At 65.9% G+C, this 12,280-nt stretch carries 13 protein-coding genes; 4 read left to right on the top strand and 9 right to left on the bottom strand.

Annotation, left to right across the window (positions count from 1 at the left end):
• Entirely contained in the window at positions 1–1,461 is a 1,461-nt protein-coding gene (locus tag CWS39_RS12605; RefSeq protein WP_102143251.1) for an MCE family protein, read from the top strand.
• A 17-nt stretch (positions 1,462–1,478) separates the two neighbouring features.
• Here the strand turns inward: CWS39_RS12605 and CWS39_RS12600 are convergent, their stop codons facing one another.
• The 5 genes from CWS39_RS12600 to CWS39_RS12580 form a co-directional block, all read right to left on the bottom strand.
• Positions 1,479–1,670, bottom strand: coding sequence for a hypothetical protein (locus CWS39_RS12600; RefSeq protein ID WP_102143250.1), 192 nt, complete (start codon positions 1,668–1,670; stop codon positions 1,479–1,481).
• Between the two features lie 272 nt (positions 1,671–1,942).
• Positions 1,943–2,557 carry an isochorismatase family protein gene (locus CWS39_RS12595; RefSeq protein ID WP_102143249.1) on the bottom strand — a complete coding sequence of 205 codons (615 nt, stop codon included), beginning with the start codon at positions 2,555–2,557 and terminating at the stop codon, positions 1,943–1,945.
• On the bottom strand, positions 2,554–3,744 hold the full coding sequence (locus CWS39_RS12590) for a cytochrome P450 (protein ID WP_199178090.1): 1,191 nt from the start codon (positions 3,742–3,744) through the stop codon (positions 2,554–2,556). The genes CWS39_RS12595 and CWS39_RS12590 overlap by 4 nt, the downstream gene beginning before the upstream one ends.
• Before the next feature lie 32 nt (positions 3,745–3,776).
• On the bottom strand, positions 3,777–4,010 hold the full coding sequence (locus tag CWS39_RS12585; protein WP_306768831.1) for an SDR family NAD(P)-dependent oxidoreductase: 234 nt from the start codon (positions 4,008–4,010) through the stop codon (positions 3,777–3,779).
• Between the two features lie 16 nt (positions 4,011–4,026).
• Entirely contained in the window at positions 4,027–4,854 is an 828-nt protein-coding gene (locus CWS39_RS12580) for a mycofactocin-coupled SDR family oxidoreductase (RefSeq protein ID WP_102143248.1), read from the bottom strand.
• A 172-nt stretch (positions 4,855–5,026) separates the two neighbouring features.
• Here CWS39_RS12580 and CWS39_RS12575 point away from each other — a divergent pair, with 172 nt between their 5' ends.
• Positions 5,027–5,854, top strand: a complete 828-nt coding sequence (locus CWS39_RS12575) for an enoyl-CoA hydratase/isomerase family protein (RefSeq protein ID WP_102143247.1) — start codon at positions 5,027–5,029, stop codon at positions 5,852–5,854.
• A 9-nt stretch (positions 5,855–5,863) separates the two neighbouring features.
• On the opposite strand, the gene CWS39_RS12570 is transcribed toward CWS39_RS12575, so the two are convergent.
• The 4 genes from CWS39_RS12570 to CWS39_RS12555 are packed head-to-tail and all read right to left on the bottom strand — an operon-like array spanning position 5,864 to position 9,776.
• Positions 5,864–6,643, bottom strand: coding sequence for an SDR family oxidoreductase (locus tag CWS39_RS12570; protein WP_102143246.1), 780 nt, complete (start codon positions 6,641–6,643; stop codon positions 5,864–5,866).
• A 29-nt stretch (positions 6,644–6,672) separates the two neighbouring features.
• On the bottom strand, positions 6,673–7,749 hold the full coding sequence (locus CWS39_RS12565; protein WP_102143245.1) for an acyl-CoA dehydrogenase family protein: 1,077 nt from the start codon (positions 7,747–7,749) through the stop codon (positions 6,673–6,675).
• On the bottom strand, positions 7,746–8,894 hold the full coding sequence (locus CWS39_RS12560) for an acyl-CoA dehydrogenase family protein (RefSeq protein ID WP_102143244.1): 1,149 nt from the start codon (positions 8,892–8,894) through the stop codon (positions 7,746–7,748). The genes CWS39_RS12565 and CWS39_RS12560 overlap by 4 nt, the downstream gene beginning before the upstream one ends.
• A gap of 12 nt (positions 8,895–8,906) precedes the next feature.
• Positions 8,907–9,776 (bottom strand): SDR family oxidoreductase, encoded by an 870-nt coding sequence (locus CWS39_RS12555; protein WP_102143243.1) that lies wholly within the window; start codon positions 9,774–9,776, stop codon positions 8,907–8,909.
• Positions 9,777–9,885: 109 nt separating this feature from the next.
• Between CWS39_RS12555 and CWS39_RS12550 the strand changes: the two genes are divergently transcribed.
• Positions 9,886–11,112: a Zn-ribbon domain-containing OB-fold protein gene (locus CWS39_RS12550; RefSeq protein WP_102143276.1), complete on the top strand. Its 1,227-nt coding sequence runs from the start codon at positions 9,886–9,888 to the stop codon at positions 11,110–11,112.
• Complete coding sequence (locus CWS39_RS12545; protein ID WP_102143242.1) at positions 11,109–12,269, top strand: thiolase C-terminal domain-containing protein; 1,161 nt, start codon at positions 11,109–11,111, stop codon at positions 12,267–12,269. The genes CWS39_RS12550 and CWS39_RS12545 overlap by 4 nt, the downstream gene beginning before the upstream one ends.
• The last annotated feature ends 11 nt before the right edge of the window (positions 12,270–12,280 follow it).

The following is a 12,280-nucleotide window of genomic DNA, read 5'->3' as shown; positions in this document are numbered from 1 at the left end:
GTGAACCTAACCAGGCGGATACTGATCCAGTTGGCCGTCGTGGCGGTGGTCGCGCTGGCCGGGGTCGCGGTGATGTTCTTCCCCGTGTTGAATCTGCAAGCGAAGTGGTTCGGCATCGGCCGTTACACCGTGACCGTGCAACTGCCGCAGGCGGGCGGCTTGTATGAGCGTGGCAACGTCACATACCGCGGCTACAACGTGGGCGAAGTGAAATCCGTTCACCTCACCGACACCGGCGTCGAGGCCGATATGCTGCTCGACTCCGACATCAAGATTCCGTCGGACGTCAACGCCGAGGTACACAGCGTATCGGCGATCGGTGAACAGTACATCGACCTGCTTCCGCGCTCCGCCGATGCGCCGCCGTTGAAGAACGGTGATGTCATACCGCGTGACCGAACCACTGTGCCGCCGAATATCAGCTCGCTGGTGGACGCAACCAACAAAGGGCTGCAAGCGATCCCTCAGGACAACCTCAAGACCGTGGTGGACGAGGCGTACCTCGCGTTCGGCGGGCTCGGCCCAGAGCTCGCTCGATTCGTGCAGGGTGCCACGGCGCTGGCAATCGACGCACGCGCGAACATCAACGAGCTGACCACGCTCGCCGACAAATCCAAGCCGATCCTGGATTCACAAACTGAAACGTCGGATTCCATCCAGGCATGGGCGGCGAACCTTGCCACTGTGACCGACCAGTTGCGCAACGAGGACGCGAACCTGGCGACGGTTCTCCGGGATGCTACGCCTGCGGTCGACGAAGCTCGCGCGCTCTTCGATCAGCTGCAGCCGACGTTGCCGATTGTGCTGGCGAACCTTGTCAGTGTGGCGGAAGTGGCGGCGGTGTACCGGGGCAACGTCGAGCAGCTCCTGGTTCTGCTGCCGCAAGGTGCGGCATCGATTCAAGCCGTCGGTGTGGCGAACCGAAACACGAAGCAGGACTACATCGGGGGCTTCCTGAGCTTCAACCTGAATCTCAACCTTCCCCCAGCGTGCACCACCGGGTTCCTACCCGCCCAGCAGCTACGGTCGTCCGCACTCGAAGACTATCCACCGCCTCCCGAGGGTGATGTGTATTGCCGGGTTCCGCAAGACGCGCCATTCAATGTGCGCGGGGCCCGCAACACGCCGTGCGTGGAGAAGCCGGGCAAGCGCGCCCCGACGGTGGACATCTGTGAGAGCGACGAGCATTACGTGCCGCTCAACGACGGCTACAACTGGAAGGGTGATCCCAACGCCACCCTCTCGGGGCAGGATGTTCCTGCGCCGCGGGATCCGTCGGCACCCGGCGCGGGCCCGCCGCCGGCCGCGCCGGCGCCCCCGCCCATTGCGGTCGCGGAGTACGACCCTTCATCGGGCAGCTATGTGGGGCCGGATGGCCGCACGTACACACAATCAGATCTTGCCCACGGCGGAGAACCAAAGACCTGGCAGGACTTGGTGGTACCTCCGGCCGGGAACTGACCGATCGCTGAGAGGGCCTACGCCACAGGAGATTTGGTGAAAATGAGGGTCAGATTGTCGAACTGATCGGCCCGGTAGTCCGGCATGCCGGTCGGAACGATTTCGTGATTTCGTGCCAGCATCCGTTCCCGGTAGCTGTGAAAGTGCCGTTCGACGGTGACGCCGGTACGAGGACCTCCGCTTTGGCCCAGCCCGGCATCTTCTTGCATTCGCCCTGACCGTTCGGGGGCGCCAAGCACACCGTGACATCAGTGGGCTGTGCGGACGGGTCGCAGACTTTCGGATCCAGGGTAGCCCGAACCGCCTTGGCCCCGCCGGGAAGCAGGACCAGCTCCGGCGGCGTCAGGACGTACTGACAGCCCGCTGATCCCGCGGATGATTCATCGACCGGTGACGCAGTTGCCAAACCCGCGGCGCCCGAGAGTGAGATCACCGCGATTGCAGATGCGAACGTCGAACGGAGCAGGGTCATTTCGGCATCCTAGTCTGTGGCAGCCCATTCGGTGATGAGTTTGGCCACGGTGGTGATGCGGCCCAGCACCGCAATCGTGTTGTCCAGCACCTGGTTTCCATATTCGGCTGGTGTCCCGCCCACGGCGTCGCGCGGAACGACGAGGTGGAAGCCGGCCTGCGTGAGATGTCCGGCGGTGATGGGCAGCGCGAGATTCAGCGACACCCCAGCCAGGATGACCGTGTGCACGCCAAACCCTTTCAAAACCGGCAGCAACTCGGAATCCATGGTGGGGAAGAGGCCGTGATGTCGCGGCAAGACCAGGTCATCGGCTGCCAGAAGCTCCGGGACTACCTGGGTTTCGGCTTTTCCAGGTGCCCATCCCGCGGTCGCCGGGCCCAACGCACGCCACAGCCGGGCCGTGCCCGTGTGCGTGCCACCCAGTGTCCCCTCGTAGGTGGCGTGAACCACGAGGTGGCCGGATGCGCGGGCGGCATCGAGGAGCTGACGTAAGCTCTCGACGAGACCGGCGGAGTCAGCCGCCAACGCAGGCAACACCGAATCCGGCCCGAGAACACCGTTTTGGCATTCCACGCAAACGACGGCAATGCCATCGGTGCTGGGCCTGCCGGTGGCGGGCGTCATCGGTTCGACCTGTACCGTAGGGGCAACGTTTCGAGCCCGAATGTGTTGGCGGGGAAGGGAATCTCGGGTATCCAGCCTGGGGCCAGCTCGAACTCGGGAACCCGCTTCAGCCACTCGTTCACAATCAGGGTCAGCTCCATTCGAGCGAGATGGGACCCGAGGCAACGGTGCGGTCCGCCACCGTATCCCCAGTGCCGGTGCACCTTTCCATCCATCACCACATCGTCGGTGGATATGTCGTCACTGCCGTCGCGGTTGATGGCGGCCAGAGGTAGGCGAACCGGTGTATCAGGCGGCAGTGTCACGCCGGCGATGGTGACGGTCTGGGTGGTGAACCGCGGCACAAGGGGCGCCGGAGGCTCCAGTCTGACGATCTCTTCGATGAAGACGGCTACCTGGTCCGGGTCTTCTCGTAAGGTGGTTCTCAGCTGGGGATTACGCGCCAGTTCCAGCAGCGCAGAACCCATAGCCGACGTGACGGTGTCCAGGCCCGCGAGAACGAAGAGGAAGCCGAGCCCCAGCGCCTCGGCGTCGTTCAAGGCGTCCTCGCCGGTGAGCACCTGCGACAGGATGTCATTGCCCTTGTCCTGACGACGCTCGTTGATCGCCTCGGTCAAGTAGGTGAACAGTTCGAGCGCGGGCGTGGTGTCGACGCCTTCCAGCGTGGGGTGCTCCGACAGCGCGATGACGGCGTCCTTCCATGCGATCAGCCGATCACGGTCCTTCAGGGGAAGCCCGAACAGCGTGAGAAACACCTGCGACGGGTACGGAATCGCGATGTCGGCCATGGCATCACACTCGCCCTTGGCGGCCGCGGCTTCGACGATGTCAATCGCCTGCTGCTGCAGTGACGGCAGCATGTCCTTGAGCGTGTGCGGGCTGAAGAAAGGTTGCAGGATCTTACGGAATCGGGTGTGTTCGGGCGGGTCGAAAGCGATCGGCACCAGCGGCAGCGGGCTGCCGAGGGAGTCGAATGCCTTCTTCGAGGAGAAGAGTTCCGGGTGGCGCAGCGCCGCAAGGACATCGTCGCGCCGGGTGAGGTAGTACCAGCCGTCCATGAGCACGACCGGGCCGGCGTCTCGGAGAACTTTCCACCCGATTCCGCGGTCGGCGGCCATCGGCAGTGAGGCCCAATGAAGTTCGGGCACGCCCTCGATCACGGGACGACGATCCTGGTCAACACTCATTGCGCGACTCCCACTCGCTTTAGTCCTTGCTCTCAGAAAGCCGAATGGTGCAAACCTCCGTCGACCTCGATCCACGCCCCGGTGACTCCCATCGCCACACCGCCGTCAGCGCGAATTGCATCCACGGCGTCGTCGACATCGACCTTCGTTCGTGCCAGAACCGCGACCCGGCAGCCCTCCGCCGCAAGCATTCTGGCGACTTCGAACCCGATTCCCTTACTGCCACCGACGACCAGCGCCGGCTTGCCCGCGATCCCGTAGTCCACGAGTCGGCCTTGCTCGTTAGCGCCGCACGTCCATGCCCGCGTCCACCTTCAACATGCTTCCCGTGAAAGAGCGGCCCGCATCGCTGATCAGAAACAGAATCGCGTTGCTGACATCGCGTGGCTCGATCAACGGCAGGTCCGGCAGCGCAGTCTGAACGGCGTTGACCATGCGAGGATTCTCCTCGATCACCCTGAACAACGCCGGATTGTCGGTGATCATCGGAGTCGCGCAGTTGGTCGGCGCCACCGCGTTGACGCGGATGCGGTCAGGGGCGAGCATCGCCGCATAAGCACGAACCAAGCCGACGACGGCGACCTTGGACATCAGGTAGGCGTCACTCCCGCCGCCACCATCGGTCAAGTCCAAGAGCGCGATCATTGAGCTGGTGGCGATCAGATTGCCACCTTGGCCGCGCTCTTTGAGATGGGGGATGGCGACCTGGAAGGTATTCCAGACGCCGATCAACATGATGTCGAGGCCCAGCCGCAGAGATTCCGAGGCGTCGCGCTCGTCGGGGTTGGTCAAGACCACCCCGGCATTGGCGATCGCGGTGTCGATATGGCCGAATTGCTTCACGCCCGCGTCGAAGGCTTCCTGCAGCGCGGCCTTGTCGCGGACGTCGGCTTTCCGGAAAAGCATCTCCTGACCGGTCTTCTCGACGAGGCGAGCAGTCTCCTCGAGTTCCTCGTAGGTGCCCAACTTGTAGGGCACGGCGTCGAGGTCCTCGCAGATGTCGACACCGACGATGTTCGCGCCCTGTTCGGCGCACATCACGGCGTGCGATCGGCCCTGACCACGCGCGGCTCCGGTGATGAAGACGACGCGGCCGTCGAGTGAACCCATTGATGTATTCCTCCGGTGGTCGTTCGAGGTAGTCGCGCTCAGCCGCGCGCTGCTTTGCTGGTGATGCGTGTGAACTGCGCCACGTCGATGATGTTACGCCGCGAACTTGGAATCATACAACTATTTGGCTAATTTGAAGGAGCAGGCAGATCATGCTCCGGAAGGCACACCTATGTCCCACGCGCTCAATGGCGGCCCCCGCCCACCCGACGGCGACTGGCTCGGCACGCCGTATCTGACGTTCGAACGCGAAGGCCCGTTCGCGATCTGCACGCTGGACCGGCCGGCCGCCCGCAACGCGATGACGCCGGCGATGTACTTCGGCATCCGCTATGCGATCAACCGGGTCAATGCCGACCCGGATCTCGCCGGGCTGCTCATCACCGGGACTGGTGACGTGTTCGCGCCGGGCGGCGATCTGGGCCAAGCCGGCGAAGACAACTGGATGGACTTCGCGACGACCATGGGTATGGACGTGACCCCGTTCGACGTGCTGCGGCAGTCCGCCAAGCCGGTGGTCGCCGCCGTCAACGGGCTGTGCCAGGGCGGCGGTTTGCAGATCGCGATGTGCAGCGACCTGGCTGTCGTCAGTGAACGCGCCACCTTCCGGGTCCCGGAGTTGTTCCGTGGGATCGCCGATACCTATTACAGCCAGATGCTGGCACGCCTGATCGGGCCCGTCCGCACCCGAGACCTGATGTTCACCGGACGCACGCTGTCGGCTGCCGAGGCGATGGAGTGGGGCATGGTCTCGCGCGTCGTCCCGCACGACAAGCTCTACGACGTGTCGCGCGAGCTCCTCGCGCAGTGCTGTCGAACCGCGCCGGCCGCCAGGGGAGTGATCAAGGCCAGTTTGGACAACTACATGGGCCTCTACGACCGGATCGGCATGCAGGCCAGCATGTTCGGGCCCGAAACCCGCGAAGGTTTCCTCGCATTCAAGGAGAAGCGGTCGCCGACGTGGGTCCATCCGGACCTGCGCGTCGACGGCCGCCTCTGACCCACACGCCTACTTCGGCGTGAACCGCTGCGCACCGTCGAGGCGCATGACCTCGCCGTTGACATAACCGTTGCTCAGCAAAAAGGCTGCGGCGTCGGCGAATTCGCTCGGGGCGCCCAAACGCTTCGGGAACGGGATATTGGCCGCAAATTTGGCGATGGCCTCCTCGCCGACCGATTCCATGATCGGCGTCTTCATCGTTCCCGGGGCGATGGTGTTGACCCGGATGCCCGCCGAACTCAAGTCACGGGCCGCCGCGATGGTCAACCCGATCACCCCGGCCTTTGCTGCGGCGTATGCGGTCTGCCCGATCTGGCCCTCGTAGCCCGCGATGGACGCGGTCAGTACGAGCGCACCCCGTTCACCGGACTCGAGGGGCTCGGCTGCCGCGATCGAGGCGGCAACAAGCCGTGCCACGTTGTAGGTCCCGGTGAGATAGAGGTCGATCGTCTTGGTGAAGCCGTCGAGATCGGCCGGCTTGCCGTCGCGGCCGACGATGCGCTGCGCGACGCCGAAGCCGCCGTGCGCGACGACCGCATAGCGCAACCGGCCAAGCTGATTGGCCTGTTCGATGGCACCCAGAACGGAGTCCTCGCTCGTCACGTCGGTACTGACGAACTCGGCGCGGCTGCCCAGCTCGTCGGCCAGCGCCTTGCCTTTGTCGGCGGCGAGATCGGCGATGACCACGCCGAGCCCGTCGGCGTGCAACCGCCGCACGGTGGCCTCACCCAGGCCACCCGCACCGCCACTGACGATCGCCGATGCGCCTTTGAATTGCTTGATGGTCACGAGTTCTCCTTATTGTCAACTGTTTTCGGTTAGAACAGATTGCCGATCACCAGGTCCCACGGCTCGTCGACCGTCAGCGCCATGCGGCCAAGTCGGCGAGCGTGATGCGCGGTGCTTCCGTAGTCGTCGGTCCAGCTCTGCGCCCGCATGGTCGCCGACCACAGCGGGTGCTCGACGGTGACGCCGATCGCGCCATGCAGCTGATGCGCGATCGTGGTCACCGACCCGACGGCCCGGCCCACCGCAACTTTCGCGACGGTGACCGCGTACTCGGTTTGCGCCGAATCGAATCCGTGATCCGCCGCCGCAGCGACGGCCAGGGTCGCGGCGGCCCTGGCGCGTTCGATGTCGCCGGCCATCCCCGCCAGCGCGTGCTGGACCGCCTGAAACTTGGACAGCGGGCGGCCGAACTGGACGCGCTGGCTGGTGTGCTCGACCGTCAATGCGGCGGCGGCGTCGAGTGCACCGATGATCTGCACACAGCGGCACCATGCGCCGCGCAGTGCCAGTTCGCCGGCGACCGCGTTGTCGACGAGGGTTAACTGGTCGGCGATGACGTCGAAAGCGATCCGATCGCGTGGCTCTCCGGCGAGGTTGTGGCCGTCCTCAACGGTGGCGGTGTCGACGTCGAGGACCCCGACCCGCGCCCCGTCGCGACCACGCGCGAACAGCAGCACCGCCGCGGCCGCTCTGGTCCACGGCACGTCGCTCGCCGTCCCCGTGACCCGACCGTCGGTGAGTTCGGCGTCGGCGATCGCGACGGTCAGGGGACCGTCGGGAACATCGATGCCGGCCTGCGCGCCCAGCCAGGCGGCCAGCGCATCTGTCTCGGCCAGCGGCACCGCGCCTGCGTGCCGCGCCACGCCGTAGAGCACGATCGCGAGCTCCTGCGGACCGGCGTCCAGGTCCGGCGTGCTCGTCAAACGGGTGAGCCCGGTGTCCTCGAGATTGCGCCACAGGTCGGCGTCGAACTCCTCGGGGACCCGACGGCGACCGAGCCTGGCGTCGAAGGACCGCCGTGCGATGTCGTCGACCAAGTGGCGCAGCTCGGCGCCGTCGTCGTCTGCGGTGCCGGTGGCAAGAACCCCGCCTGAAAGTGCCGTCACCGCAACCCCATTTCGCGGGCGACTACGCCTCGCAACACCTCGTTGGTGCCGCCGCGCAGGGTGAACATCGGCTTGTGAAGCCATGCCGTGGTCAGCATCGCTGACAGCTCGGGGTTCGGCGCCGACCCCTCCACGAGGTCGGCGACCAACTCGACCGATTCCGCCTCGAAGCGGGTCCCGAGATCTTTCACGAGCGCCGCCAGGCTCGCCGCATTCCCGCCTTCGGTGAGTGTGCGGGCCACAGAGAGCGACAGCTGGCGCAGCGAGACGAGCCGCGCAAGCAGATCGCCGACGGCCACGGCCGTCCGGTCGTCGGGGACCGGACCGTCTGCCAGCGCGCGGATCGCCGACAGCAGCAGAGGGCCGGTGGACAGGATGCGCTCGGGTCCGCTGCGCTCGAAAGACAGTTCCGAAGTGACCTGCTGCCAACCGTTGCCGACCTCCCCGAGCACGTCGGCGTCGGCGACGAAGACCGAATCCAGATTGACCTCGTTGAAGTGGTGTGCCCCCGACATCAACAGGATGGGTTCAACGCGCACGCCCTTGGCATCACACGGCACCAGGAACTGACTGAACCCGGCGTGTCGGTTATCCGGGTCCGGTGGGCTGGTGCGGGCAAGCACCACCACCTGATGAGCGTGGTGGGCGCCGCTTGTCCACACCTTGGTGCCGGAAAGGACCCAACCACCTTCGGCCCGAACGGCTTTGGTCGCAACGGCCGCGAGGTCCGATCCGGCTCCATGCTCACTCATGCCGATCGACGAGTACAGCTTGCCCGCAACGATCTTCGGTAGCAGCCGTTCGCACTGCTCTTCGGACCCATATGACAGCAGAGCGGGCGCCACCTGACGGTCGGCGGTCCAGTGCGCCGCCACAGGAGCTCCCGCGGCGATCAGTTCCTCTGTCACGACGTAGCGGTGCAGGTGCCCCACCTCGTGGCCGCCGTAGCGCTTCGGGATCGTCAGCCCGAGAAAACCGGCCGCACCCAAGCGCGCCGAGAACTCCTCGTCCCACTGCCCCAGCCAGGCGTCGACTGCCGGCTCCCAGCCGAACTCAGCATGGTCGGCCCGCAGGAAATCCCGCACAGCGGAACGCAGTTTGACCAGTTCGGGTTCACGGGCCGTCAACGCATCAAACGAACTCACCGGACGAAACTCCTACACCGTCGGCAGCGGGGTCGACGACAGGTAGAAGTTGGGGGTCAGGTCCTCGTCGCGGGCGGCCAACCGATACTCCGACAGGTCGTCGTCGTCCCATCCCTCTTCCCGCAGAATTTCCTCGTCGGTGTAGAAATGCCCGCTGCAATCTGTGGCCGGTCGGGTCACCAGGGCGTGCACCGCGTCGGCCATGATCTGCGTATTGCGTGCCTGGGCACGCACGACGTCCTCGCCCATCGCGACGATCATTCCGGTGCTCGCGACCGTCGTCGCGGGCCACAGCGAGTTGACGGCGATTGGGATCGACGCGAACTCTTCGGCCCATCCGAGCGTCAGCAGACTTTCGGCGTACTTGCCGACCGTGTGTCCGACGTGTGCGCCGACCCATCGCGGGTCGAGATTCAGGGGTGGCGAGATGTTGACGATGTGGGCGTTGTCGGAGTTTCGTAGGTAGGGGTACGCGGCCTGCACGACGGCGAACGGCCCTTCGACATTGACACCGAGCAGGCGGTGGAAGTTTTTCGGCGGCAGATTCGGGGTGGTGCGCAGATCCAGTGCGCCCGCGTTGTTCACCACGACATCCATCCCGCCGAACTCCTCGGCAGCGGTGGCGATGGCGCTGGCTACTCCGTCGGCGTCGCGGACGTCGACCGGGAGCGCCAGCGCCCGGCCTCCGGCGCTGCGCACTGCCTCGGCGGTCTCGGTCAGTGTGCCCCCGATCTTCGGGTTCGGTTTTTGGGTCTTGGCCAGCAGTGCGACCGCCGCTCCGTCGGCGGCGGCGCGGATGGCGATTTCGCGACCGATGCCGCGGCTGCCGCCGGTGACGACGACAACGCGATCCTTGAGGGTGCGAGGACCAAGAGCTCTCACGACGCTGTCTTCTCCCTGGCTAGGTCGCCGATGACATGAAATGCTATAACTATATAGCTCATTACCAAATTTGTAGCACCGCGGTGCCCCAGTGGAGGACAACGAAGCCATGACGCACGTCGTCTCGATCGGCACCTATCTGCCGCCATGGACAGTGCGTGAACGACGGGTCAAGGGGCCGGACGAGGACGCGCTGACAATGGCGGTCGCGGCAGGTCGGGCCGCTGATCCCGACGCGACCGCGGCACGTGTTGTGCTGGTGTCGCGTGATTTCCCGCTGTTGGAAGGCGGCAACGGCGCGGTGCTGCTGGCTGCGCTGTCGCTGCCGGCTGACACCCCGGTGGCCGAAGTGCTCGGCGGCGCGCCCGCCGTGCTGGACCAACTCGTGAGCGCTGTACCGGGCACCCTGATCATCGGCGCCGACGACAACGATCTCGCGGTGGGCGCGGCGGCCGCGTTGACGGGCGATGAGGGCGTACCCGTGGCTGCGGCCGCTCGCCAGACCCGCAGCCTGCCGTTGACCGCGCGCGGCGAGGACGGCACCCGGCACACCTACGCCGACCCCCGACTGCAGCGCGAGGTCGGGGTGCGCTCGACGCTCGCCCGACTGGGCCTGCGCGGGACCCGCACGGTGGTTGCGGTGGCAGGCGCTCCGCCCGCCCAACTCGGTAGCGATCTCGACACATCCGGCGCCGTCGCGGACGCGACGGCCTCGGCCGCGGCGAGTATCCGACTGCTGGCCGATGCGATCGAGGCGGGCGCGGAGGGCCTGCTGCTCGCCGTCGAACAGGCCACCATCAGCGCGGCCGAACTCGCGCTCAACGGCACCAGGCCGCGAATATTCCGCGACGAGTTTCCGCCGCGCGACCTGCCGAAGACCCGCGTCGCCGACGGCGTAGGAATCCCGATCTCGATGCCCGCCTACGCTCGTGCGTTCGAGCCCAAGATTCGTTGGGAAGCGGCGGTTTTCGACGAGAGTCCAGGCATCGACTCCGCACCGCAGTTTCCGCCGCGACTGCGCGTGAACAACGCCGGGCAGCTGGCCACCGAGTACCGCCTCGAGCCGTTGCCGCGCACCGGCACCGTGTACACCCACACCACCGTGCGGATACCGGTGCCCGACCTGCCGAGCCCGTATTCACTGGCCGTCGTGCAGCTCGACGACAGCCCGGTGCGGGTGCTGCTGAAGGTGACCGGCGTGCCCGCGGGCGCGGCGACGATCGGACAGGAGGGGATCGTGGTGCTGCGCAAGATCGCCACCCGCGCTGGAATTCCCGATTACGGGTACGCGTTCTGGCCGGGACGTACGCTCGTGGCCCGAGGAGCTAAGGCATGAGAAACGTCGCCATCGTCGGGGCCGGGATGACCCCCTTCGCCGAACACTTCGAGCTGGGCATCAAGGACCTGGTGCCGATGGCATACGCCGAAGCGGTCGCCGGTATCGACAAGGGCATCGACAAGACCGAGATTCAGGCGGCGTGGTTCGGTGAGCTGTCCACCACCGACGGCTTCCCGTCGGGCATCCTGGCCGACACCCTCGACCTCACCGACATCCCCGTCACCCGCGTCGAAAATGCCTGCGCCACAGGCAATGACGCGATCCGCAACGGAACCATGGCGATCGCGTCGGGACTCTACGACGTGGTGCTCGTGGTCGGGGCCGACAAGGTCCGCGAGACGTCGTCGAACACCACGTTCTGGGACTGGGCGGCGATGACCCGCGACAACGCGTGGGACTATCCGCTGGGGCTGGTCGCGCCCGCGAACTTCGCCTTGCACGTGATCCGGTACCTGCATGAGTCGCCGGCGACCAAGGAACACATGGCGATGGTGGCGGTCAAGAACCACTTTCACGCGCTGAAGAACCCGAAAGCCCAGCTGCGCTACGAGATCACCGTCGAGCAGGCACTGGCGGCGCCGATCGTGGTCGAGCCGTTCGGGCTTTACGACTGCACCCCGCAGAGCGACGGCGCGGCCGCGGTGATCCTCGCGGCAGAGGACGTCGTGGATCGCTACACCGACCGACCGGTGTGGGTGCGTGGGGTGGGGCTCGGCATGGATCGCGTGATGCACCAGCACAAGAGCGACATGACGACCTTTCCGCCGACGGTTCGTGCGGCCAAGACGGCGATGGCCATGGCCGGCGTCACGCCGCGTGACATCGACGTCGCCGAGGTGCACGACTGCTTCACCGGCGTTGAACTCATCAGCTATGAAGACCTCGGCTTCGCCAACCGGTTCGAGGCCTACAAGCTGGTCGAGGGGCGTGAACATTACGTCGGCGGCTCGATCCCGGTCAACCCCAGCGGCGGCCTGAAGGCCAAAGGACATCCGCCTGGCGCCACCGGGGTGGCCCAGTGCTACGAACTGTTCAACCAGCTTCGTGGTCAGGCCGAGAACCAGGTTGACGGTGCCCGAGTTGGGTTGGCCCACAACATCGGTGGTCCGACGGCTGTCTCGGCGGTCACCATCCTTTCCAACGAGAAGAATTGACGGGACGATAC

This window comes from Mycobacterium hubeiense, from assembly GCF_002838065.1.
Classification (GTDB): Bacteria; Actinomycetota; Actinomycetes; order Mycobacteriales; family Mycobacteriaceae; genus Mycobacterium; species Mycobacterium hubeiense.
Note: the sequence above shows the minus strand (reverse complement) of the source record. Positions and strands in the feature narration are given on the sequence as shown.

What these genes read in the sequence shown, in the direction of transcription:
- CWS39_RS12550 (WP_102143276.1), top strand. Translation starts at nt 9,886, where the DNA reads ATGACGCACGTCGTCTCGATCGGCACCTATCTGCCGCCATGGACAGTG.
- CWS39_RS12595 (WP_102143249.1), bottom strand. Translation starts at nt 2,557, where the DNA reads ATGACGCCCGCCACCGGCAGGCCCAGCACCGATGGCATTGCCGTCGTT.
- CWS39_RS12580 (WP_102143248.1), bottom strand. Translation starts at nt 4,854, where the DNA reads ATGGGTTCACTCGACGGCCGCGTCGTCTTCATCACCGGAGCCGCGCGT.
- CWS39_RS12590 (WP_199178090.1), bottom strand. Translation starts at nt 3,744, where the DNA reads ATGAGTGTTGACCAGGATCGTCGTCCCGTGATCGAGGGCGTGCCCGAA.
- CWS39_RS12600 (WP_102143250.1), bottom strand. Translation starts at nt 1,670, where the DNA reads ATGCAAGAAGATGCCGGGCTGGGCCAAAGCGGAGGTCCTCGTACCGGC.
- CWS39_RS12545 (WP_102143242.1), top strand. Translation starts at nt 11,109, where the DNA reads ATGAGAAACGTCGCCATCGTCGGGGCCGGGATGACCCCCTTCGCCGAA.
- CWS39_RS12575 (WP_102143247.1), top strand. Translation starts at nt 5,027, where the DNA reads ATGTCCCACGCGCTCAATGGCGGCCCCCGCCCACCCGACGGCGACTGG.